Source organism: Halobacillus sp. A1-3, assembly GCF_050971765.1.
Taxonomy (GTDB): Bacteria; Bacillota; Bacilli; order Bacillales; family Halobacillaceae; genus Halobacillus; species Halobacillus mangrovi_B.
In genome coordinates, this window is the sequence record NZ_JBPCEO010000004.1 from 258,199 (window position 1) to 281,824 (window position 23,626).

General features: G+C 39.8%; 25 protein-coding genes. 3 read left to right on the plus strand and 22 right to left on the minus strand.

The genetic code is table 11. The features are described 5' to 3' along the window. Positions 1–99 precede the first annotated feature (99 nt). Positions 100–561: a YusW family protein gene (locus ACRYKC_RS09110; protein ID WP_433806420.1), complete on the plus strand. Its 462-nt coding sequence runs from the start codon at positions 100–102 to the stop codon at positions 559–561. Between the two features lie 96 nt (positions 562–657). Here the strand turns inward: ACRYKC_RS09110 and ACRYKC_RS09115 are convergent, their stop codons facing one another. From ACRYKC_RS09115 to ACRYKC_RS09165, 11 genes are all read right to left on the minus strand, one after another. Beyond that, positions 658–1,518, minus strand: a complete 861-nt coding sequence (locus ACRYKC_RS09115) for a CvfB family protein (RefSeq protein ID WP_433806421.1) — start codon at positions 1,516–1,518, stop codon at positions 658–660. Between the two features lie 124 nt (positions 1,519–1,642). Then, positions 1,643–1,729, minus strand: coding sequence for a YjcZ family sporulation protein (locus tag ACRYKC_RS09120; protein WP_035551702.1), 87 nt, complete (start codon positions 1,727–1,729; stop codon positions 1,643–1,645). 97 nt (positions 1,730–1,826) lie between these two features. Then, the gene (locus tag ACRYKC_RS09125) at positions 1,827–2,825 is read right to left on the minus strand and encodes an LLM class flavin-dependent oxidoreductase (RefSeq protein ID WP_433806592.1); all 999 of its coding nucleotides are present in this window, start codon (positions 2,823–2,825) and stop codon (positions 1,827–1,829) included. A gap of 21 nt (positions 2,826–2,846) precedes the next feature. Continuing rightward, positions 2,847–3,227 (minus strand): hypothetical protein, encoded by a 381-nt coding sequence (locus ACRYKC_RS09130; RefSeq protein WP_433806422.1) that lies wholly within the window; start codon positions 3,225–3,227, stop codon positions 2,847–2,849. A 185-nt stretch (positions 3,228–3,412) separates the two neighbouring features. Continuing rightward, the gene (locus ACRYKC_RS09135; protein ID WP_433806423.1) at positions 3,413–4,411 is read right to left on the minus strand and encodes a zinc-binding dehydrogenase; all 999 of its coding nucleotides are present in this window, start codon (positions 4,409–4,411) and stop codon (positions 3,413–3,415) included. A gap of 138 nt (positions 4,412–4,549) precedes the next feature. Next, positions 4,550–5,329, minus strand: coding sequence for a 3D domain-containing protein (locus ACRYKC_RS09140; protein WP_433806424.1), 780 nt, complete (start codon positions 5,327–5,329; stop codon positions 4,550–4,552). 333 nt (positions 5,330–5,662) lie between these two features. After that, positions 5,663–7,282, minus strand: a complete 1,620-nt coding sequence (locus tag ACRYKC_RS09145) for an ABC-F family ATP-binding cassette domain-containing protein (protein ID WP_433806425.1) — start codon at positions 7,280–7,282, stop codon at positions 5,663–5,665. A 75-nt stretch (positions 7,283–7,357) separates the two neighbouring features. Then, entirely contained in the window at positions 7,358–8,704 is a 1,347-nt protein-coding gene (locus tag ACRYKC_RS09150; RefSeq protein ID WP_433806426.1) for a DUF2252 domain-containing protein, read from the minus strand. A gap of 97 nt (positions 8,705–8,801) precedes the next feature. Further along, positions 8,802–9,011: a cold-shock protein gene (locus ACRYKC_RS09155; RefSeq protein WP_085029808.1), complete on the minus strand. Its 210-nt coding sequence runs from the start codon at positions 9,009–9,011 to the stop codon at positions 8,802–8,804. Between the two features lie 95 nt (positions 9,012–9,106). Beyond that, the gene (locus ACRYKC_RS09160; RefSeq protein WP_035541471.1) at positions 9,107–9,307 is read right to left on the minus strand and encodes a cold-shock protein; all 201 of its coding nucleotides are present in this window, start codon (positions 9,305–9,307) and stop codon (positions 9,107–9,109) included. Positions 9,308–9,564: 257 nt separating this feature from the next. Continuing rightward, positions 9,565–10,068: a superoxide dismutase family protein gene (locus ACRYKC_RS09165; RefSeq protein WP_433806427.1), complete on the minus strand. Its 504-nt coding sequence runs from the start codon at positions 10,066–10,068 to the stop codon at positions 9,565–9,567. 139 nt (positions 10,069–10,207) lie between these two features. Here ACRYKC_RS09165 and ACRYKC_RS09170 point away from each other — a divergent pair, with 139 nt between their 5' ends. Next, positions 10,208–10,915, plus strand: coding sequence for a SurA N-terminal domain-containing protein (locus ACRYKC_RS09170; RefSeq protein ID WP_433806428.1), 708 nt, complete (start codon positions 10,208–10,210; stop codon positions 10,913–10,915). A 120-nt stretch (positions 10,916–11,035) separates the two neighbouring features. On the opposite strand, the gene ACRYKC_RS09175 is transcribed toward ACRYKC_RS09170, so the two are convergent. The 5 genes from ACRYKC_RS09175 to ACRYKC_RS09195 all read right to left on the minus strand — a co-directional run bounded on the left by ACRYKC_RS09175 (position 11,036) and on the right by ACRYKC_RS09195 (position 18,499). Next, positions 11,036–14,644 carry a dynamin family protein gene (locus ACRYKC_RS09175; protein ID WP_433806429.1) on the minus strand — a complete coding sequence of 1,203 codons (3,609 nt, stop codon included), beginning with the start codon at positions 14,642–14,644 and terminating at the stop codon, positions 11,036–11,038. A gap of 105 nt (positions 14,645–14,749) precedes the next feature. Then, a complete protein-coding gene (locus ACRYKC_RS09180) occupies positions 14,750–15,790 on the minus strand; it encodes a C45 family autoproteolytic acyltransferase/hydrolase (protein WP_433806430.1) in 1,041 nt (346 codons plus the stop codon). A gap of 16 nt (positions 15,791–15,806) precedes the next feature. Then, positions 15,807–16,637 (minus strand): alpha/beta hydrolase, encoded by an 831-nt coding sequence (locus ACRYKC_RS09185; protein ID WP_433806431.1) that lies wholly within the window; start codon positions 16,635–16,637, stop codon positions 15,807–15,809. 14 nt (positions 16,638–16,651) lie between these two features. Further along, positions 16,652–17,521, minus strand: coding sequence for a gamma-glutamylcyclotransferase (locus ACRYKC_RS09190; RefSeq protein WP_433806432.1), 870 nt, complete (start codon positions 17,519–17,521; stop codon positions 16,652–16,654). 15 nt (positions 17,522–17,536) lie between these two features. Beyond that, complete coding sequence (locus ACRYKC_RS09195; RefSeq protein WP_433806433.1) at positions 17,537–18,499, minus strand: P1 family peptidase; 963 nt, start codon at positions 18,497–18,499, stop codon at positions 17,537–17,539. Positions 18,500–18,577: 78 nt separating this feature from the next. On the opposite strand from ACRYKC_RS09195, the gene ACRYKC_RS09200 reads away from it, so the two are divergent. Continuing rightward, positions 18,578–18,853, plus strand: coding sequence for an acylphosphatase (locus tag ACRYKC_RS09200; protein WP_433806434.1), 276 nt, complete (start codon positions 18,578–18,580; stop codon positions 18,851–18,853). 48 nt (positions 18,854–18,901) lie between these two features. Here ACRYKC_RS09200 and ACRYKC_RS09205 read toward each other — a convergent pair whose 3' ends face one another. From ACRYKC_RS09205 to ACRYKC_RS09230, 6 genes are all read right to left on the minus strand, one after another. Then, positions 18,902–19,642, minus strand: coding sequence for an SDR family oxidoreductase (locus ACRYKC_RS09205; protein WP_433806435.1), 741 nt, complete (start codon positions 19,640–19,642; stop codon positions 18,902–18,904). A 140-nt stretch (positions 19,643–19,782) separates the two neighbouring features. Then, positions 19,783–20,022, minus strand: a complete 240-nt coding sequence (locus ACRYKC_RS09210) for a ferredoxin family protein (RefSeq protein ID WP_085029799.1) — start codon at positions 20,020–20,022, stop codon at positions 19,783–19,785. 152 nt (positions 20,023–20,174) lie between these two features. Then, a complete protein-coding gene (locus tag ACRYKC_RS09215) occupies positions 20,175–20,723 on the minus strand; it encodes a histidine phosphatase family protein (RefSeq protein ID WP_433806436.1) in 549 nt (182 codons plus the stop codon). Between the two features lie 83 nt (positions 20,724–20,806). Continuing rightward, positions 20,807–22,402 carry an amidohydrolase gene (locus ACRYKC_RS09220; protein ID WP_433806437.1) on the minus strand — a complete coding sequence of 532 codons (1,596 nt, stop codon included), beginning with the start codon at positions 22,400–22,402 and terminating at the stop codon, positions 20,807–20,809. Positions 22,403–22,669: 267 nt separating this feature from the next. Next, on the minus strand, positions 22,670–22,873 hold the full coding sequence (locus tag ACRYKC_RS09225; RefSeq protein ID WP_433806438.1) for a DUF6501 family protein: 204 nt from the start codon (positions 22,871–22,873) through the stop codon (positions 22,670–22,672). Positions 22,874–22,944: 71 nt separating this feature from the next. Beyond that, the gene (locus tag ACRYKC_RS09230) at positions 22,945–23,544 is read right to left on the minus strand and encodes an alpha/beta hydrolase (protein ID WP_433806593.1); all 600 of its coding nucleotides are present in this window, start codon (positions 23,542–23,544) and stop codon (positions 22,945–22,947) included. Positions 23,545–23,626: the final 82 nt, after the last annotated feature.

A 23,626-nucleotide genomic window follows, 5' to 3' on the forward strand; every position in this document is an offset into this window, starting at 1 on the left:
ATGTGAACGAATTATAATGCTTACCACATCTCCATCACTTATTTATGAAATGATGAACTTTAGGCAATCCTATGAAAAAGAATGAGTGGAGGGATAGTCGTGAATAAGAAAATCATGTTGGTAACAGCGATATTAGGTGCGTCTTTGACTGCGTGTAATGATAGCGGGAAGGAATCCTATACGCAAGAAGTTGATGATACCCCAAGACCGATCAGTTACGAATACACGGAGAATAATTTAAGAGAAGAAAATCAGTTTACATTTAAAGAGTTCGATCTTGAAGTGGATTATGTCGATCGTATTTCATACGAAATCGAATTCCATCAGTCCAAAAACACCATAAAAGCTACCATTAATGATTTGGACCAGCAAAAAGTTACTGGGCAAGAAGCTTATAATCAATTGTCGCCGCTATTTCAGGAAATGAGTTTTGATGAAGACAGTTCAGAGGAAGAAGTTATTCAAGATGTCCTTGATGTTTTAGACCTTGACCAAACTTATAAGGAGTTTGAATTGGATGTTACGTATAAAAATGGAATAGAAAAAGAATACGAAGATTAAATCAAAAAGCCTCTCGATTTGTTCGGAGGCTTTTTCTTATTGATTGTTTTTTTATTTTGAAATTCGGAGTTGCTACTAAGTTTGAATCAAAAGCGCCTAGTGTTTGATAGTCGTTTTTCCATCGTTCTGTTCGATTTTTCCTGCTTTCATCAATTGGCCAATGGCACGCTTAAATGCTGCCTTACTAATGTTGAAGGTGTCCCTGATCTCTTGAGGATCGCTTTTGTCATGGAGATGCATAACTCCATCATTTTCCAGGAGGTAATCATAAATTGTCTCAGCATCCTCTTTCATGCTTTCTTGTTTTAACGGTCGTAAGGAAACGTTAATCGTACCATCTTCTTTCACATCGATAACCCGACCTTCAATTGTTTCGCCAAGCCTCGGCTCTTCTTTTCGTTCATGAGGATGAATAAACCCTCGATACCCTTCTTCTGTTAGAATAGCCGAGCCTGCCTTTGTTGAACGGTACACTCGTGCAGTGACAACCGTGTGAATCAGAGATTGTGGGGCTTGTTCCAAATCATCGAGCACCTCTTGTTCGGTGATAGGCTCAGCCAATAGCCTGCCTTTTTTATCTAGCTCTAAACTTACGAATAAAAAGTCTCCTTCTTTCGGCCACACAGACTTTAACAAAGGAAGATTGTCACTCGAGACTAAGATATCCTTATCTTCCAACCCAATATCAACAAACACTCCTAAGTGAGGAAGTACTTCTGCAACCGCAGCCCAGCCATAGGAATCTCTGGTCGCTTCAGGAAGATTCATCGTTGCTACAGCTTGTCCTTTTTTATTTTCGTAGATGAAAACTTCAACTTCTTTTTCCAATTCGACTTCTTCAGTGGCATGTTCGTCTGCAAGAAATAGTTCTGCTTCCTGTACACTGATCGTAAATCCTTTTGTAATCTTCTTTAAAATTTTAGCTTTGTGAACAGTTCCAAGTAGTTGGTGATTCATTTCATTCCATCCTTTAAAAGTCATAATGTATTTTATTATAGCGTACAAACCGTTCGAATGAAACGAGAAGCGTAAAGTACCTAGAAAATCGAAAAAAGCGTGGCATACGCCACACTTTTATCAATTAATACCACCAAGCAGCTCCTACAATAATTAGGAGAATAAACAAAACTACAAGAAGCGCGAATCCGCCGCCATAACCTCTACTCATTCCAATTCCCCCCCTTTACTTCTTTATATGCCGATAAAGGGTGCAAGGTATGGGTGAAAGTAGGATAAATGAAAGGGATTGGGCAAATGCCTATAATTTAAAGATTCAATTCCTTTGCTAAAAGCCGGTAGGATTCCTTTTTCTTCTCAAAATCATATACATTCGTAATAATAAGGAATTCATCAGTCTCATAAGCTTCTGCTAGTCGAAGCAGTTCCTTATGTACTTGATCAGGGGTACCAATAATGCTGCGTTCCCTATTCTTATTAATCTTTTCCTTTTCTCTTAATGTAAAGGTGTGTTCTTTGACTTCTTCTACAGGAGGAACTCGCGTTTCAATTCCCTTCTCTACTTGAAGCAGCCACATATCTTGACTTAATGCTAATCTTTCAGCTTCTTCCTCCGTTTCAGCACAAACTACAAACACACAAGCATTAACTCTTGGAGAAGCCAAGCCTTTTGACGGTTTAAATTTCTCTCTATATGCAGTTAGAGCTTCCACTGCCTGGGCAGGGTTAATAAAATGACCGAATGTAAAGCCTGTTCCGTTCACAGCTGCATGGCGTGCCCCTCTTTCCGTTAACCCTAAAACCCATAAGTCTGGTTGAGCAGAAGTGTCCGGTCTTGCATGAACACCAAAATGAGATTCACCTTTGGAAAACGAGTCATATAAAAACTTCTGTAATTCTTTTACTTGTCTTGAAAAAGAACTCAACGGTTTTTCAACATTGTCAGTAAGCGCAAGACGTGTTTTTTGCCCTCCACCGGGTGATCTACCGAGACCTAGATCAACACGTCCCGGATAAAAGCTTTCAAGCATACGAAAGGTCTCAGCTACTTTAAGCGGACTGTATTGTGGCAGCAACACACCTCCAGAACCTACTACAATACGATTTGTAGAAGCAAGGATTTGTCCAATGAGGATTTCAGGCGACGTGCTTGCTAGACCATTTGTGTTGTGATGTTCTGCTACCCAATAGCGGCTAAAACCAAGTTGTTCAGTGAATTTAGCTAATTCGATCGACTGCATTAATGCTTCTTTTGCCGTTTGCCCCTTTGAAATAGGACTTTGATCCAGGACTCCTAGTTTCACAATTGCCACCTCTTCGATGAAAACTTATTTGTAAACGTCCTTCATAATTTGATTCAATACTTGTAATTGCTCTTCAAATAGGATTTTATATCTTTTCTTTAAAACATCAAATTCTTCTTTCCCCTGATCCGTTAAATAATACCAGTACACCTTTTGTCTCTTCTTATCATGTGATTTATAATCTTCTTTGCGATACAATAAACCTTCCTCTGTCATCTCATGGAGAGTGTCCAGCAGCGTGGATGGTGCAGGAATCCAGTTCTTCGTCAATGCTTTGAATTTTCCTTTAAAGTGTTCACTGATCATTGGCTGATGAACTTGCAACAAATGCATAATGTAAAACTTCGTGAATTGGGCCGCACTCATATTTAGTGCAAAGCGTTTCGGATTGTTCTTATGAGACAAAATTATCCACCCCTTCGCCAATAAAGTCTTTAACTTTATTTTACAATAAGGGATGGATGATTTGTCCAGCTATACGCACATTCGTTCGATATTAAATTAAATATGGTTTTTATTCAGTATTCTGAGTTGCTACTAAGTTTTAAGTAGAATTACCTGAGAATCATTTTTTGTCGATTAAAGAAAATTTAGCCCTCAATCTTAAACCCGATTTTCCCGAAATTTTTCGTATCCTGTAAATATTCAAAAGCTTCTCTGTATTCCTCCAATTTAAACAATCGATCTAGTTGCGGCTTGATTTTGTGTTCTTCTACAAAGGAAAGCATCTCACGGAACTCTTCTGCGCTTCCCATGGTAGAACCAAGCAAGTTGTATTGACCGTAGAAAAATTCTCGTATGTTTATCTTTACTTCATCGTTTGTCGTGGCTCCAAAAGTGACGATGGTTCCACCTTTCCTAATGATATGAAGAGATTTTTCAAACGTGGCTTCGCCAATACTTTCTATCAGCAAGTCTACGCTTTCATCAGAAAGTTCTTCGGTCCAGTTACTATTTGTATTTATCGCACGATCTGCCCCCAACGCTCGTGCTTCTTCTAGTTTCTCATCTGATCTCGATGTAACAATTACGCGGGCTCCTTTCGCTTTAGCAAATTTTAAAGCGAAAGTCAGTACACCACTGCCTATTCCCGGAAGCATGACCGTTTCCCCAGCTTTTAGCTGCCCCCTTGTTATAAGAGCACGATACGCCGTTAATGCTGCTAAAGGCAACACACCCGCTTCCTCAAAATTTAAATGGGACGGTTTCTTTTCAACGTGATCCTCCGTACATTTATAATACTCTCCGAATGTTCCATGATCAGGTAATCCGACTATTTCAAACCCTTTAGGAGGTGCGTCACTCTTTTCCTGCCACCCAAGACCTGGATTAACGACGACTTCTTCTCCTGTATGAAATTTTGTTACAGATTCACCCACTGCTTCAATAACTCCCGCCGCATCAGAGCCTGGGATAAGTGCTGGGTCTTCGGCTTTATGCCGCTTCGTTACCACAGCAACATCTCTTCGATTCATTCCTGCTGTATGTACTTTTACGATTACATCTTTATCTCCAAGCTTTGGCTTTTCTACCTCTTGCACCTTTAACCCTTCAAATCCATTCTTTCCCTCATGGACAATCGCTCTCATAATAAAACACCTTCCTTCTCTAGATTTGCTCTTAGTCTACCAATAACCACTCATAACCTAAAGCAAAAAGAACAGGAAAAACCCACTTTTCGTCGAAAAGTGGGTTTTATATATAATATAAAAGCAAATTGCTTCCAATTATTCACTTAGTACTTGAACTTTAACAGACTTGCGTCCGAATTCTAGTGCATCTTCACGATCTGGCATGAAGACGTCGATACGGTTTCCGTTGATTGCTCCGCCTGTATCACCAGCGATTGCTGTACCATAACCTTCTACATAAACTTTAGAACCTAGTGGAATAACATCCGGGTCTACAGCGATTACTTTCTGGTCAGGATTAGCACGAAGGTCAATTCCTGTTGCTGTTACGCCGCTGCATCCTGTGCAGTAAGCTGTGTAAGCTGTTGCTTCAGCAGTAAATTCTTTTACAACTTCTTCGCTGGAACTATCGTTAGAGCTTGTCTCAGTTGCGGAAGTGTTACTTGAGCTATTATTGCTTGTTTTCGTTGATGCTGGAGCTACTTCTCCTTTAACAGAGAATTTGTCTCCAGGATAAATCATTGTAGAAGAAAGATTATTCCAAGACATCAACTGATCAACAGAGACTCCAAACTTCTGAGAGATTTCCCATAGTGTGTCTCCTGATTTAACTGTGTATGTGGATGCATTGCTAGACTGATTGGATGAATTTGATGTTTTAGAATCGCTAGAAACGGTTAATTGTTGATTAGGATAGATAAGATTTGAATTTAAATCGTTCCAAGATTTTAGTTGATCGACGGATACATTATATTTCTGAGAAATACCCCAAAGAGTGTCACCTTTATCGATTGTATATTCCTCTGCACTGACAGACGTTGCGAATGCTCCTGTTAATGCTACAGTAGCTGCTACAGTAAAGACTGTTTTTTTCATAATGAGATTCTGCCTCCTCTAAAAGTGTTACTTAATCATGTGATTGCGCGTTGTTCATTCACAATTACTAGATTATCAGAATCTCAATAGATTTTAAGAACAGGAAGCTAACAGTTTGATTTCAAAGTTAACATCCACATTTCATAAACATTACAAACCGCTAATTTTTGCTTATACTATTACATATTTAGTGTAATAATGCATCTTTAAGGGTGATTTTTCACATAAAATACTTATAAAAAACGTTCTATTTTTGTCGTTTAAACATGGTAATTTTTAGTTGTTAAGGTAGAAAAATAAAAAAACCTGCCAGTTAATGGCAGGTTTTTTACATTATTCAGCTAATGCTGCAGAACGTTTTTGGATCTCTGGATCTGCTAAATATTCATCATAACTCATCTCTTTGTCAATAATTCCATTCGGTGTAATTTCAATAATTCTGTTCGCGATCGTTTGAATGAACTCGTGGTCATGCGATGCGAAAATGACAGAACCTTTGAAATTGATAAGACCTTTATTCAATGAAGTAATTGACTCAAGGTCAAGGTGGTTGGTCGGCTCATCCAGAAGAAGAACATTTGCTCCGGAAAGCATCATTTTAGAAAGCATGCATCGTACTTTCTCTCCCCCAGACAAGACATTTGCTTTCTTCAGCGCTTCTTCACCTGAGAAGAGCATACGACCTAAGAAGCTTCGCAGAAAGGTCTCTGTTTCATCTTCAGGAGAATATTGACGGAGCCACTGCACAAGGTTTAAATCAGACCTTTCAAAGAAGGCAGAGTTGTCTTTAGGGAAATAGCTTTGAGATGTCGTTACACCCCATTTGAAGGTGCCTTCATCCGGTTCCATTTCGTCCATAAGAATTTGGAATAAAGCCGTTTTAGCTGTTTCATTTGACCCGACCAAAGCAACTTTATCATCTTTATTTAACGTAAAGCTGACATTGTCCAGGACTTTCACTCCATCGATGGTTTTAGACAGATTTTCAACTGTTAATAAGTCATTTCCGATTTCGCGATCTGCTTTAAAAGCAATATAAGGGTACTTTCTTGATGAAGGTTGGATATCATCAAGGGTAATTTTATCGAGCAGCTTCTTCCTAGACGTTGCCTGTTTTGACTTCGAGGCATTTGCACTAAAACGCGCGATAAATTCCTTTAGATCTTTTATTTTTTCTTCTTTCTTCTTATTCTGCTCTTCTGCCATTTTCATGGCCAATTGACTGGATTCATACCAGAAATCATAGTTACCCACATAAATTTGAATTTTTCCAAAATCAAGGTCTGCAATATGGGTACATACATTGTTAAGGAAGTGACGATCGTGTGAAACGACGATCACCGTATTCTCAAAATCGATTAAAAAGTCTTCAAGCCACTGGATCGCTTTAATATCAAGGTGGTTAGTCGGCTCATCCAGAAGAAGAACGTCAGGATTACCGAATAAAGCTTGGGCTAAAAGTACTTTAACTTTCTCAGATCCCGCAAGGTCTTTCATTTGCTTATCATGCAAATTTTCATTAATTCCTAGGCCTTTCAACAAACGAGCAGCATCCGAATCTGCTTCCCATCCATTCATTTCAGCAAATTCACCCTCAAGCTCTGCGGCACGCATACCGTCTTCTTCCGTGAATTCACCTTTCATGTAGATTTCATCTTTTTCCTTCATCACTTCGTACAATCTTGTATGACCCATGATTACTGTTTCCAGAACCTTGTACTCGTCATATTCAAAGTGATTTTGTTTTAAAACGGCAAGACGCTGGTCATTCTTCAGAGAAACGTCTCCTGTTTGCGGTTCGATTTCCCCACTAAGGATCTTAAGAAAAGTTGATTTTCCTGCTCCATTAGCTCCAATCAATCCGTAACAGTTGCCCGGTGTGAATTTTATATTGACGTCCTCGAACAGTTTCTGATCACCAAAACGAAGACTTACGTTATTTACTGTTAACATAGTTAAATCCTCCAGTTTCACGAATGTATAACATTAAAATTATACCAAACTACAGGAGGATATAACAGGTGTGCGTTAGGATTTAAAAAATTCTTGTTCTCTCAACCATTCGTTGAAGAGCTCGTAATCCCTTTCCACAATATCCTGGTAATGATCTGACCATAAACTGAGCTGATGGCGGAAAAGCTTTTTCTTTGAGCCGATTGCTTCAAGGATGGCATCTTCACTGTGATAATTTAATATACCTTCTTCAAGATCCGCATCTGCACGAGAGTGGATTTTGGCACTGATTTTCGCCATCGTTTTAACGGCACGCTTCATCCCTTTATAATCCTTTACATCTTTCTCTTTCAGATCCTTGGAATAGGGGGAGCGCTCTCTTACATAGAAATCACGGCTGTTCATAGAAAAATATCCAAGATAAGGATCAGCTCTGTGGTGCATGGCTCTTTGAGTGTGGATGACCCTTCGTCCTTGATGCTTATTATCAGACCAGAATTGTGCATCATACGGGAAGAAATAAGCAGGGATCGGTGTTCTTGCCTCCTTAGCTTCTAGTATGATGTCATCATGATGGGATTTTTCCGCTTCTCCTTCTATTAAAATGTAGTACCTTTGAAGGCCTGTTGACCCTATACCTGAACCTTTTTTCTTCACGATATCTTTTATTTGATAAAAAGCATCCTCTCGCTTGGAATCACGATTAAGTGATGCAATGTAATCCTTCCACGCTGAAGCTATTTGATCACGCTCCTGCTTTGAAACGGAAGAGAGTTTTTCTTTGCCGATATCAAAGGAGCGAATTGAATCATGGTCAATGACCGTTTGCTTGTCTAATTCATGCGATGCTTTTCTTTTTTCAATCTTCTTTAATACCTTCTTAATCGGTTTTTTTGTATTTTCGACAGTAAATTGCAAAGAAAGCGGCTCTGCTTCTCCTTCTTTAAACGCGTTCAGTTGTTTGACATAGGTCTTCAAATAGTGATCGACAAACTCATCCTGTTCTTCTTTTGTAAACTCTCCCTGTTTGGCAAAAAGCCGAATACTTACGACCATTCTTAACACGTCGTATAAATAGGAGCCTAAATAGCCTTCATCGAAATCATCGACGTCAAATACGATATCATGGGATTCATTTTGAAAAGCACTGAAATTATCAAAATGCATATCTCCCATAATCCACGTAGGCTTGTCCTCTGGAGTGTGGAAGGTAAACGGATAATCAATCACATCGTAAAAGAACAAGTAAGCACTTCCACGAAAAAAGCTGTACGTATCCTGGCGCATTTTATCATATTTCTTCTTCCTGCTTGACTGGGATAAATTCATTATATGTCCATCAAACTGCTCTAAGATCGTAGATAGAGTTTGTTTTCTTAACTTGTTTTTTGTGGAAAGCACCCGCTCCAGCTGCTGATCCATTCTGACCCCTCCCATTTTCTTCAGTACTAAATCACCATTCCCTTTATAGGGGCATATGAAAACAGAAAAAGCGATTGCTTTTGGCAATCGCTTTTGTTTAGTCTTGCTTATAATAAAGGCTGTTGTTTTCTACGACTTGAAGAACTTTGTTTTCTTCTTCCATTTTACTTCCGCACATCGGACAAATATTCTCTTCATTTGTTCTGAAGTTGTCTCTCATCCAGCAGTTACAATCGTCGGAAGTACACACCCAAATTTTTGTTTCTTCTTCTTTAATTTCTGTCTGATTCTTTTTACCGAAAGCCATTTATAAAGCCTCCTCTAGACATGAAAATTATGTAAAAGAGACTGACTAACGAGCCAGTCTCTTTTATATTTTACGAATATCGTTCGTTTTTTAAATTATAGTTTAGTTACGTTCGCAGCTTGTGGTCCACGGTTACCTTCAGTGATTTCAAATTCTACGGATTGACCTTCTTCAAGAGATTTGAAACCTTCTTCATTGATTGCGCTGAAGTGTACGAATACATCATCTTCGCCCTCGATCTCGATAAAACCAAAACCTTTTTCCGCGTTGAACCACTTCACTGTACCTGTTTTCATGTAATTGGATCCTCCATTGTTTCTTAAAATTAATATGCGTTTTACCATCATAATGAAAAAATCACATATTATAAAAAGTACCAATAATGATTGATCACTCTTTATAATAGGTGACTCGAAAAATCGAATTCATGTTATTGGTAATTCTTTAACCTTATAAACCACTATACTATGACTCACCGGTGAAGTCAAGCACAGCTTCTTAACAACCCTACAAGGTTAGTATATACAATCATATTGACATTTATACCATAAATTTACGATCTTTCTATAATTGCACATGCAATCCGCTTTCCTGAATCCCCGCTTGGCTGTGATTGATAATCATCAGGTCCTTCGTGGATAATGACAGCTTTTCCGATGATATCCTTTACCTGAAACCGGTCCGTAAAAAAGATCATCCTTGCCCGCCCCTGGTTGGAGAATAACACAGGAAAATCCCCTACATGGTTTCCGTGAGGCTGATCGTCAGGATTCCAATGACCACCTGCTGATGCAAAAGGATCTTTTCCGTCTCCTATTTCACATACTCCTTTTTCATGTATGTGAAAACCATGAGGTCCGACTTGTTTGCCGTTTTTCTTTTTCTGAAACTCCGGCAGTCCCTCCACCTGCACGAATACTTCAACTCCATAAGGCATCTGATAAAACATCATGGTACCTTTTAGTTCTGGTGCTAAAGGGCTGCTTCTAAACTTAGCTTGAGCGGTTTGAGAAGCATATGTCTGCCTGTAAGTAACTTGCTGTGGATGATAATACATTTGTCTTCCCTCCTTTCCTAAGATAATTATGCATTAGCCTCTACTTTCATTCCTCGTTTCCTTCTATAGGAAATAATTTACAAGTCATAACCTTTGTGCTACACTCCCCTTAAATGAGACATCAAAGGAGAGCAACTGGATGAAAAAACTATTCAAGACTTTAGCAATTTTGATCATCGCTGTCTTTGGACTCACGGCCTGCAGTTCAGGGGAAGAAACAGAATCAAACAAGGGTCAGGAGCAAGAAAAAGTTAAGAGTGCGGAAACTGAAACGGACGAGCTGCAAGGCAGCGGACCAGTTGCGGTCGTCAATGGGGAAGAATTGTCCCGAGAAGACTTCAATGCTCAATATAAAAGCATGAAGGAACAGTACTCCCAGATGGGTATGGACCTTGAAGGAAAAGAAGAACAATTGAAAAAGAGTATCGTGGATCAAATGATTGGTTCTGAATTGTTAATCCAATCCGCAGAAGCAGCTGGAATCGAAGTCTCAAATGAAGAAGTTGAAAAAAAATATTCAGAGTTCTCCCAGCGTTTTGAAAATGAAGAACAAATGAAGCAAGCTCTTGAAGAAAATGATACAAGTGAAAAAGAGATTAAAGAACAGTTAAAGCTTCAGGTCAAGGTGGACGAATTTATCGCCAATAATACAAAACAGCCTGAAGTAACAGAGGAAGAACTAAAGAAAGAATACGATGCTCTTAAGAGCCAACAGGAAGACGTAGAAAGTTTCGAAAAAGTTAAACCAGCGTTGGAACAGCAACTTCAATCTCAAAAAAAACAGCAGCAAGTCGTAGAACTTGTTCAGAAACTGCGTGAAGATGCAGAAGTCGAAGTAAAAATTTAAGTAATAAACAGTCTGATTCTTCATCAGGCTGTTTTTTCATGGAAAAGCCCCCATCTAAGAAGGAGGAAGTAGTCCTTAGATGGGGGTTAGTTTTTTATAGCATATGTGCGTGATTTTAATTTAGAACAACATGCTTTCCATTTCTTTTTGTGCTTTTTCAATTTTTGTCGTGTCTAAAGGATGCTCGAGGTTATAAGAAAGTCTATCAAATGTATGACGAACTTGACGTTCCCATTCCCCTTTATACGTTTGCGCCCTCACTTCATAATACTTACAGTAATGATCATTTACCACATCTAACGCTTGCTCGAACGCTGTCTTTAATAAGGGAGAGACCATAGAGGAAAGATCCTCTTTCATCGATTCTTTTTCATTTTTCTCAAAAAAAGCTTTTGTCGATTTGAATTGTTTAAGAATGGCATTTGATTTTTTCTCATCTAACTGAACAGTACTACTAAAGCTCGGAAGGTCCAGCGGTTCCCACTCCACTTCATTTAAACGCAGGCTTTTACGGGTTTTTTTCAATTCCCGCTGAATATCTTCTCTCCGCTTCCTAATCAAATCTTCCATTAGCCGCTCGATTCTGAGACTAATCGCTCTTAACTCCTGCTTCATCTCAAAATTAACTTCTTCCACAAGCTTGTCCTTTGCTTCATTCAATTGAGAGGAAATGTCCTTGTCTTTACCATTAATTGTAGCAGGATTAAAATGCTGCTTGAATAAATCGTTAAACTGAAGCATCAGACGTTCATGAGCGTAAAATACCTGTTTTTCCGCTTTATTTTTAAGCGTCTCTGTCCCGCGTCCCATTCCTTTATCGCGTAGGGTCGAAATAGCTTCGTTTTTCTGCTCTTGGAATAAGGATAATTGGTACTCCCGCTCGTTTTCTCCGAGTTCAGCATTTTTGATAAACTCTTGAAGGGTTGCTGATACTTCCTCTATGACCTGACGGATGGAATGAATAAGAACCTCAGCAAGCTCTTTTTCTAAAAACTGATGGAATTCGGTCTCGAACACATCCAGGTTAGAGGGCTCGGTTCGTTCCCCCTGCTTTTCTTTTAATCCGTTGAGGCTTGATACGGAGTAAAGACGGGGGTTTCGAATCTGGAATCTAACTAACTGATCGATAAGATATTCTTCCACACTGTTCAATTCTCGTACAGAATTGGCCAGATCTTTCGCGTTGATGATAAAAAACATCTTGTCCATCGCAAAGCTGTCTTTCACACGGCCTAGCTGTGTCAAAAAAGCTTGGTCAGCTTTTGAAAAAGGATGGTTGTAATAAGTGACGAATAAAACTGCATCTGAATCTTTAATATATTCAAACGAAACGTCGGTGTGTCGTGCATTTGCCGAATCTGCTCCGGGTGTATCCACAAGGGTAACCCCGGCCCTCGTTAAAGGGCAGTCATAATAAAGTTCCATCGACTCGATAAAACAAGAAGTTTTCTCTTCTGAGACATATCTTGAAAATAGCTCCCATGGAATAGTAATGGTTTGATTTATATGCTGCTTCATATCCGGAAACCCTTCTAAGAAAGCCTGCAAGAATGAATATTGTTTATGCTCAAGGTATTCTTTGTTTTTTTCCGGCATTGTAAGCAGGGCATGATAAACGGATTCCAAATCAGTCTCATTGACACCAAGGCGTTTGAGTAGATTTTTTAAATCATCCATCATTTGAGATTCCGTTTTTACATCGACCTGAATAGAACAATCTGGATGTTTCTCAGTGGGCGGAGAAATTCTGTTAATAGTTGCGGTTGTTGGATTTGGTGAAACGGGAAGTACTTTATCTCCGAGTAAAGCATTGGCAAACGAAGACTTACCTGCACTGAACGCTCCGAATAGAGCGACCGTGTAATGTCTGTTTCTCAGCCGTTCCTTTTTATTCTTTAACTGATCAACTAATTCCTCTAGCCCTTTAATATCTTTGACATTCGAAAGAGTCCTGTCAACGTTGTCTAAAACAGATTCAATTGACTTTTCCTCATTTGTACGTGGTGTGGATGTGTCGACGTCTTTAGAGATTTTGTCTTTTGGTTCTTCTGGTTTCTTTTCTGAGCATCGTTTCGTTCCCACTTGAATCTGTTCGTTCCGCTTCTTCAAATCACGTTCGACCAGTTCTCTCTCTTCTTTAGACGCTTCTGACTCGAGTTTGAAGTACAGCTCATCCCGGTACTTTTTCAATCGATTGTCAAAGTGATCCAATTTCGTTTTGACTTCAGCAGCCTTTTCTAATGCATCATAGGCTTCTTTATGTTTCTGGTAGTCGCTATCCTTCTCTTTTTGAATAGCCGCTTCCATCTGCTTTTGCAAATCTGTTGAAAAGCGACGCGCTTCTTTCTTTATGTCACTCGCTACTTGATCGGTATATCTTAATATATACTCACCAGTCACTTCAGCTCCCTCTTGTACTAGATCAGCTAGCCGATCTTTTTTATAGTTAAAAGGAAACTCCTGAATCATTTGGATGAAATCAGCCTCTGTCACCTCATGTTTTTCTGCTATTTCCATCCAACGGTCTCTTAGCGGCCATTTCAAGTTCTTTTCAATGACTTCATCAAGGTGATGAAAGAATTTCTCTTTACGGATTCTTTTCTCCTCTTCCGTTTTCTTGTTAGAGAAAAGCAACCCAACTTTAAATTCTTTCTGTTTGGATTCAAGAAATGCTTTGGCATCTTCTCTAAGTGCACTCGGCATAAGGTAAGCATTTGGAATAAATGAAAATATTCTTTTTTCAATGTCTTGATTGGCCTGTTGCAATGATCCCTCGGTAGTGGAAGGATGATCTATACTTAGGTGGCTGTTCTCAACGATGGTCTCAAGCTCCCGTTTACGTTCAATGAGTTCCTGTTTGTCTTGATCAATATCTTCTTTCGCTTCTCTTACACACTCATGTACAATGGACTGAACATCGAGCTTTGCTTGATTTTCTATAAGCTCATATGGCCGTTTGAACAACGCTTCAAAATCAGCTTTCAATTCCTCAAAGCCATTATGAGGCAAATCAAAATCTCTCATCGAAGTGTAAAAAATCTTTTCTGCCGCGATTCCCCACTGATCAAGAGAGTTTTCGACGCTCTCACAAAAGCTCTGAAAACTGATTTCTTTTTCGTTATGTTTGTCGATCTGATTGATGACGAGCGAAAAAGGTGTCCCCCGCTTTTGCATTTCCCATAGGAATTGAAGGTTTACTTCAGATTGCACATGATTGTAATCCATTACATAAAACATATGATCCATTAGATGCAAGGAAGACTCTGTAATTAATCGGTCCGCATCATTGGTAGAATCGACCCCTGGAGTATCAAGAACAGTGACATCTTCAGGCAGACCGCTCTCAGGGTGGCTTATGTCTACTCTTGTAATCTCTTCGCCATCTTTACAGAGGGCTTGGACAAGGTCAAAATCAACCGTCCCTTCATATTTCACAGGAAGCTCATTATGAAAATAAGCTACCGTAAAAGGCTTGCCGCTTTTTAGCTGTACAATGTTCGCACTTGTCGGAATGGGGCTAGAAGGAAGCATTTCCCTATTTAAAAGAGTGTTAATTAAAGTTGATTTACCTGCAGAAAAATGACCGGCAAAACCGATCATCATTTTGTTGTTATCTAGCTTTTCAATAATATCTAAGATTTTTTCACTATGATTCATACCAACGTGTTCTTTCATATAAGCATATAAAGATTTCATAGATTCTACTGCATTTTCAGTGGTGAGAGCCATTCGAAGAACTCCTTCATAAAATTAAGTGTACATCGATATTTTACGCTTAGACGGGCTTACTTCTCAAGTAGGAACCTAGCAAAATGGCATAAAAAAGTAAGCGATTCAATTTTCTATATAAGGGAGGGGCTCGGTGGTATCAAGCTTCCCTAAAATTCGCTTGAGTGGCGTTTTTCCATTTTCCAGCCAGCGCTTAAAAGAAATGAGAACAGGGCTCGCATCCCCACCTAATCCAAACATCATAGATCCCTCCACAGGAAAGTAGCAGCTCGTGTGAATGGTTCCTGACCAGCGGCTATAGTTTTTGGAGAAGATCGGCTGTGAGGTGCGGTTTAGAAAATAAAACGCCTCTTTTCCCGTGTTGATCGTGCCGTAAAACTGTTCTAAACGGTCCATTCGCTCCATCGAGTCAGTAAGATGTTTTCTATTCTCCGAGGCAAGTTCATCAAAATGATTCGTACAAACCTGACCTGTTTTCACTTTGACTCCTCTTGGGGAGCCTTCAATGATTCTGCTGTTCCCTTCTCTATCATAGAGAATATAGTTAAAGGAATGGCGATGTGGCAGTTCAGTTAATAACTCTACCGCTTCCCTGACGTTTTTCGCAGTTTCTAATATGATCCGTGTTATTGTGCAGCAAATGAGTCCATCTTCAGGCTTGATGCGATTGACAAAATTATAGCCGATGCATAGCCCGTGCTCATTCATACCATCCGTTCTTCCTATGAGCCGCTGGCCAGGCCCAATGGACGCAAATCCATTGTTAGGCTTAAAGAGAAGAAAGCGGCCTTCGTAAGTTTTCGGATGATAATCATAATTCCTTGCGAAAAAACCTTCCCCAGTCATAACTGAACATCCTGACCTTACCCAGTCCTGTTGAAAGCCACTGTATTCATGAAGGACTTCTGCTAACCCCCACCCTAATCCATCCGCAAGACCTTGCAGTTCTTCCCATAATCCAGGAGCATAATGGATAAAAAATCGGCGAACTTCTTGCTTGTTAATAGTATAGCGGCGTATAGATTTTTTTCTGCGATTCTTATGAACTTGATAAAGTGGGGTTTTTTTGAAGTGTTTTGCCTGGTAAAGACCGAAGTCATAATCATTCCCTTGGAACTGAATAACTTCGGAATATACTTGTTTCATCTAGGTTTCTCCTAATTTATATAATTTCTGCAAACCTGCAGTGAAAATCGTTATGGTGAAGGATATGATTATGGTCGGTTCCTTCAATTATTTCAAGTTGTAAGTCAAATTTATTTCTGTACCATGCTGCTAATTTTTCTGCAACAACGACTTCATCTTGATCACCTACAAAAGTAAACACCTGTTCTTCGATTCCTTCGAATAAATCATCAGGTATAACTTCCAAGAATCTTGAAGCCATCAGCCTAAAGCTCAGCTTAAGAATGCCGCTGTCATCAAACTCATCCGGAATGACAGCGACTGTTTTATGAGAAAAACGGTCTATGTTCATTTTGTATAAAGTCATAAGCAGCATAACTCTTTTTTGATAGACAGTATAATCCACGTCTGTTTCCGGTTTATATTGGTCTGTTGCATCATCTCTATAAACAGAAAGGTTTGGGTGGAAAAAGGGCGAAACGAAAACAATACGGTCGGCGATTTTCTTATTTTTGTTCAATAGGCGAAGAATATTAGCGCACCCCATAGAATGACCGATCAATATTACCTTCTCATAACCTTTCTTTTTTACAAAATGAACAAAATCAAATAAATCATCGTCGTAATGCCCCATATAACCCAGATCTCCACGTTTACTCATCTGATCGTATCCTCTCAGGATAGGTATAAAAACGTCGCCCTCAATATTTAAGGATTCTGCAAATTTTTCCTGATGTGAAAGCTCAGCTGTGATTCCGTGGATGAGAATCACAGCAGCTTTGGCCTGTTTGTCTATAGGTTCGTGACACACATACTGCAACCTTGTAAAATCCCTTGCTATATAAGTTTTCCATGTCGTTTGGACCATATTAAGTTGCTCCTTTACTTCATCTCAGATAAATATTTTTCAAAACCTTTAACAGGTAAGTCCTCCATAAACCTTTTCTCAAGACTATTTATATAATCTGCCGATAAATAGGAAGAGCCTCCCCGATGAATTTCCCTCGCATAGTGAAGAGGCGGGATCAAGTCTGTTTTCTTTTCAACTACGGTAAACGAAAGAGCCGAAACGATTTGGTCATTTAATTCAACCTCTACAATAACTGGGCGGTACCCATTGCTGTAAACCCCTTCGCGTTTATACAAGTAATGAAGTGCCTCATGGGAAATTTCATAGACAATACCTTCTACTCTTTTTCCCTGTTTTTCTATGATGTCCGCTCTTCCTCCATCGTGTTTATGATGAGAGAAAATGAGATCATATCCATCGAGTTTCCCGCACCCTAGCGCATTTGTAAACAAATGGTCGACTTTTCCGTCCCTGAATCTCTCCTGGTCCATGCACGATCCAAATGCAAAATACTTCAATTTTTCCTGTTTCAGCATACGAGCAACTTTCCAGTTACCATGTGGGACGGGCGCCCCGTTTTTTTTATGGGGGTAAAAATAGGTGTAGGATTCAAATGATTGATCCTCAACGAAGACGGTTGCTTTCTCCCTCAGAAATAATGAGTCTGGAGCTGATTTTTTGTATCCCTCCAGTCTATCAAGTTTATTTAATGTATTTTCATCAACTTCATACAGCTCACCGAAGGTTTTTGCATGAGGGTTCTTTACTAGTAGAGGGTAATAAGAAGAACCTGAGAAGAGTTCACCATACAGCCACGCTTGTTCGGATAATAATTTGGCATCTTTTAAATAATGATGATTTTCCAAACCTTTACACAAAGATCCATAAACAAATACTTTCATATCCATCCCTTCCTTTTATAGCAAATCTTGATAAGAAACTAATCCATAAGCCGTTTCTGCAGATTTTACAGCATTGACCACCGCTTTTTCCACCACTTGAACACTTAAAGAGGCAAGGCTATTTAAATCGACTTCTATATCATTAGTAGACATCGTAAATAACGTATCCCCATCTACAAATGTATGGGAAGGCCGAATTGTTCTCGCCAGACCATCATGGGAAATTGAAGCCAACTTGTTTGCTGTGGCTTTGTCTAATGCGGCATTGGTTAGAATCGCTCCAATAGTCGTGTTACCGCTGAATCGGTTAGTTTCGTTATCGTGTAATTGATTTATAAGCACTTTTTCTGTATTTAGAAGTGTTTTCTTCTCATGTACACCCGCTATGAGCTTACCAACGGCTGGGTCAAAAACATCCCCAAAGCTATTCACGGCAATCACGGCGCCTATTTTTAACGAACCAATTTGGACCGCATAACTTCCTACCCCTCCTTTCATAGAATGTCGGGGACCAAGCGCTTTTCCGACCGAAGCTCCTGTACCCGCTCCATAATTTCCATCCTTAAAAGTTTGATTGAGAAGAGCATCTTTACATGCCCTATAACCCATTTCTTTGTCTGGTCTTCTACCAGATTCCCCTACCAACATGTCAAAAAGGATCGCGCCTGGAACGATAGGTACTCTTGCTACAGACACATCAAAGCCTATATCTCGCTCTTCAAGAAATTTCATCACTCCCGAACCTACATCCAAACCATAGGCACTTCCACCAGCTAAAAAACAGCCATGGATCCGCGGAACGAGGTTCTCCGATTGTAAGAGATCTGTTTCCCTGGTTCCAGGTGATCCTCCTCTAACATCTACTCCTGCTACAGCACCTTCTTCACAAAGGACTACTGTGCAGCCAGTTCCTGCTGACTCATCAGACGCTTGGCCAATGCGGAAGCCTTCCATTTCCTCTATCGTAAGTTTTTTCATTTGGTTTCGATCCTTTCATGTTTTTAATAAAAGCCCTTGAGGGTAACCTGTCTATATACGTATGTAGGAGGTGTTTCAATGGCTAGAAGTCATATCGTCGTGCACGGACGCGTCCAAGGTGTCGGTTTCCGAGCAACGACAAAACAAATCGCGGAACAGTTAGAGCTCAAAGGATGGGTGAAAAACAAAAGTGATGGTAGCGTCGAAATTGAAGCAGAAGGAGATGCAGCCAACTTAAAAGAGTTTGTCGATCAACTGAATGAAGGTCCCACTCCTTTCGCAAAGGTCCAAGCGATCGATATTGAGGACTTTGACTCTGAAGAAGGCTACAAAAAATTCAAAGTGAAAGAGTGAAGGTAACCGCAGGGAATCAACTCCCTGCGGTTTGTTTTTATCGAACTGTTATTTCTTGTGCATGGGTCTTACAATCACTTCATTGACATTCACATAATCAGGTTGTGTAACGGCATAAGCCACTGCTCTTGCGATATCATCTGCCTCCAACGGATCCATTTTCCGGTCCTTGAACATTTCGATGACATCTCCATCCGTAATGTGATCAGTCAATTCTGTATCGACCGCTCCTGGCGAGATGTTCGTTACGCGTACACCGGAGCGAGACAATTCCTTCTCCATCCCCATAGAAAGAGCTCGAACAGCATATTTTGTGGCACTGTAAACAGTACTTGATGGAAATACTTCGTGTCCTGCTACAGAGGATACGTTAATAATGTGACCGGACTCCTGCTCGATCATGCTTGGAAGAGAGGCATGGATTCCGTACAAGACTCCTTTAATGTTTACATCAACCATTTGTTCCCATTCATCAACATGGTCGTTTTTTAAGAAGGACAGAAGCATAACTCCAGCATTATTAACAAAGATGTCTACCGTCCCGAATTCTTCTTTCGTTCCATTCACTAACTCTTCTACATCTTCTTTTTTCGTCACATCTGTTTCAATAATTTTTACATTAACATCATATTTTTCGGTAATTTCATCAGATAATTCTTTTAACTTTTCAGATCGACGGGCAGCAAGCACTACATTTGCTCCTTCTTCGGCTAAGTGATGAGCGATGGCCCTTCCAATTCCACTGCTGGCACCTGTGATGATGGCGGATTGATTTTTCAATTGTGTCATGATAAATTCCTCCTATTCTAGCAGTTTCACATATGTATCTACCCATTTTTATAAAGCTGTATGCATTTAAATGGGCTTTGGTCTTTAATGACAAATAAAAAACCGCCTCTTTCAAATAAGAGACGGTTTCGTTATGTGTGTTATTGTTCTTCAAAAAACTTACGGTTAATTTCGATGTATTCTGTTTCCTCTTCAGGGACTTCGTCCTCTATATAAATAGCTTCAACCGGACACACAGCTTCGCATGCGCCGCAATCGATACAAATCGCAGGATCGATGTAGAACATATCTTTGCCTTCTTCAATACAATCTACAGGGCACACATCTACACATTCACCCGCTTTTTCATCTTTACAAGGGGATGTTATTACAAATGCCATCGATATCTCCTCCTTCTAATTGATTTAAATGTGCTTATAATACTCTATAAACGAATATCGGTTCCAATAAACACAACTTCTATAATAACGATTATACATAAAAATCGCAATTCTTCATTAAAATTCGACAATTCTTTCAAAAATTGGGCAGATCAATCTTCCCAAATACGCTCAACTGTGTACTCTCCACCCTGCTTTTGAACGAGAAATACATCCGGTCTAGTTAGCCGTTTCCAGTCATAAAAACCGATCTCCCGGTTGTATTTCTGGAGTAGTAAGGCTAATAAGTTTCCATGCGTAACGAGTACAACGTTTCCGCAATCGTCATTTTCCAGCTCATCAATTAAAGAAATCACTCGTTCCTTTGCTTCATCAGAAGATTCTCCTCCATTGAGTTTTAAGCTGGGATCTTGAAATGTATCGTGAAGGACTTCTTCCCAATCATCGAGAGGGTCATGGCTTAAGATACGCTCTTCCAAACGTTCATCTGCTTCGATGGACATCCCTTTTTTCATTGCATAAGGTTTGATTGTCTCAATCGCCCTTAAAAAAGGACTGGAAATGATGCGATCGACCTCAAGACCAGAACGATTCAGAAAAGAAGCTAACGATTGAGCCTGGCGTACTCCCAGCTTTGTCAGCGGTGAATCCTCATGCTGTCCCTCCGTCTCACTGTGCCGCACTAAAATTAGTTTGTCCATACACAACCATCCTCCCTTTCCTTCACCTTATCCTTATTATCGCTGATGGACCGAGTGTTGACAAGGAAAGCAAGGGAAAATTGTCACTTTTTATACACTTGTTTCCCTCTATGCCAGGTTTCCAGAACTTTAATATTGTGGATCTCTTCATCAGCAACATCTAAAGGATTACGGTCAAGCAGTACGAAATCCGCTTGATAACCAGCTTCTATTCTGCCCTTTTCTTCATCTTTGTATTCCAGTTCCGCTGGTGTTTTTGTAAAACCTTGATAGGCTTCAGCTAAGGAGATCTTTTCTTGAGGCATCCATCCTCCTTCAGGATTCCCTTCCAGATCCATCCGGGTGACGGCCGTGTACATACTTACGAAAGGATCGAGAGCCCCAATTGGGAGATCTGAGCTTAGCGTAATCGGAATATGTTCTTTAACGAGGCTGTTGAAAGCATCGCAATACGGCACGAGTTCTTTAGGTGACCATTGATCTTTTTTATCCCACTCGCCTAACAAAAAGGATGGTTGTGTTTCTATATATGGTTTCAGTTCTCTAAGTCGTTCGATAAGATCAGGGCCAAGCGTCTGGGCATGGATAATTCTATGCCTCAATTGCTTCGTGTTCGCTGCCTCTTGTTCAAGTGCCGTAATGGCTTGTTCTATAGCTCTATCTCCTATGGCATGCATGGCTACTTGCATGCCATTTTCGGAGGATACTCTTATCATCTCATTTAACTGCTCTTGACTATAAATCAGCGTTCCATTTGTTGAAGGAGCTACAGGATAAGGATTTCTCATAGCTGCCGTATAAAGCCGCTGAGTGCCATCTAAAAATATCTTAACTGAGCCTACTTTAACTTGATCGGTCCCATCACCGGTACGCATCCTACTTCTTTCTAAATAATTATTCAAATCGTTAATATTAAAGATGTAGTGATGCAAATGCGCGTCAATAGGAAGCAGTCCTTCGCTCTCTAATTCTGTGTAAGCCTGCCAGAGTTGTTCATAAGACCCAATAAAGTTAATGTCATCACTGTGAACAGAGGTAATACCATATTCACTGAGATAAGGAATAGCTTTCTTCAGTGCTTCTTTAGCATCTTCTACAGAACGGCCCCAAAAATGGTGCTTAATGTAGTGAACGGCGGTATCCTTAAAGCGCCCATTCCAATTTCCGTTTTCATCTGTTTCTTTAAATTCGTCCGGTTCATCTTCAAATGCTTCCTCTTTTTCTAGCAGCTCAAGGGCCTTTTCACTGACAACACATTCGTGTCCATCTTCGTGCATGAAGTAGATATAGGCATTGACTTGAATTTCACTTAGGTCCTTGGCTGTGAGAAGATGGTCGATATCATCAAATTTGGAGTCATCAAAACCTTTACCAAAAATCCAGTCGTACTCTTCCATTTCATCGTAGTGGTTTTCCACAAGCTCTTTCATCTCTTTCCAGCTTGTTACTTCGGTAAGGTCAAGCTCCTTTTTTAATAACCCGAATCTCAATAGATGCATGTGACTATCATTAAAGGAAGGTGTCAGTACTTTCTCCCCTCCATCAATAACCTCTTTGCTGCCTGTATAAGGGGTAGGGAGGATGGCTATAATTTTTCCTTCTTCGATTTCAACTGCATGAAGCCCTTCTCTTTGATAAGGCCTGGACGGATCATAGATGTATACATTGTCAATAATCATTTTCTGTGACTCCCTTCTACACTTTTCTCCTATATCAAAACTACCCTATAAAAGTTATCCCTTAAACATGCAAACAAGTACTGGAAAACCATCCCATTATTTTTTTTGAAACTTATTCATATTTAGTATTTTTATTTTGTATCATCCTTCGTCGAGCATACTATAAGCTGACTTATAGTTTTTCGGATGATCTATACTGTATTGACCCGGATTGAGTTCTCGTGGTAAATAAAAAGAACCGTAAGTGAGTCTCACTTACGGTTCTTTTTACACTTCTTTAAAATAGTCTTTGTAAAATCCACCCATTCGCCCTGAGTTGTCAATGACGAAATAAAATTCTTCACTTTCGTTTTTAACGTCATACACTTTTCCTGGAGTCAGGACATTTTCAACTACAAACTTTTCTGCATTATTATGAACACATTCGACTTTTTTAAGTGTTGGGTTGTTTTCCCATGTTTTATGAATCATCGATACATCCTCCTTGTTCCTTCGTGCTCCTATCATACAATGAACGTGTCAATGACTCAATAACCATCTGGTTACAATTGTTCTTTATACCAATTGGCAGCTTCTCGAACTTCTGCTTCCGTCAGCCTATGACCCATTTTCTCCCAGTAATTCGTCACTATGGCTCCTGCCCCCTCAAGTAGTTCTGTTAAGTCATCCGTTTCTTGAGCAGGGCATATCGGATCGTTTTCACCTGCACCGATAAATACAGGAAGTCCGTGAAGATCAGGAAGTTTAATCCCTCGCCGCGGAACCATCGGATGGAACAAAATAGCGCCGTCAAGGCTTTTTTCAAAATGGAATAAAAGACTTCCTGCAATATTTGCACCATTAGAATATCCAACAGCTACGACTTTATCTCTATCAAATCCGTATTCTTCAGCCGCTTCACTTAAAAACGTGTTCAATTCATTGGTCCGTTCAACTAAATCTTCTTCATCGAACACGCCTTCTCTTAGCCGCTTGAAAAACCGTGACATGCCATTTTCAGAAACATTTCCTCTTACAGATAGTACAGAGGCTTCTTTATCAATTAGGCCTGAAAGCGGCAGCAAGTCCTCTTCAGTACCGCCAGTGCCATGCAAAAGCAGCAACACACGATCGGAAGTTCCTTGTTTGAAAATATGCTTCATATTCATGTCTTTTTGCCTCCTTAAAATCGTGAAGTAGATTAGTAAGATGATAACTAATGAAATTTTATCTTTAATTCGAGAT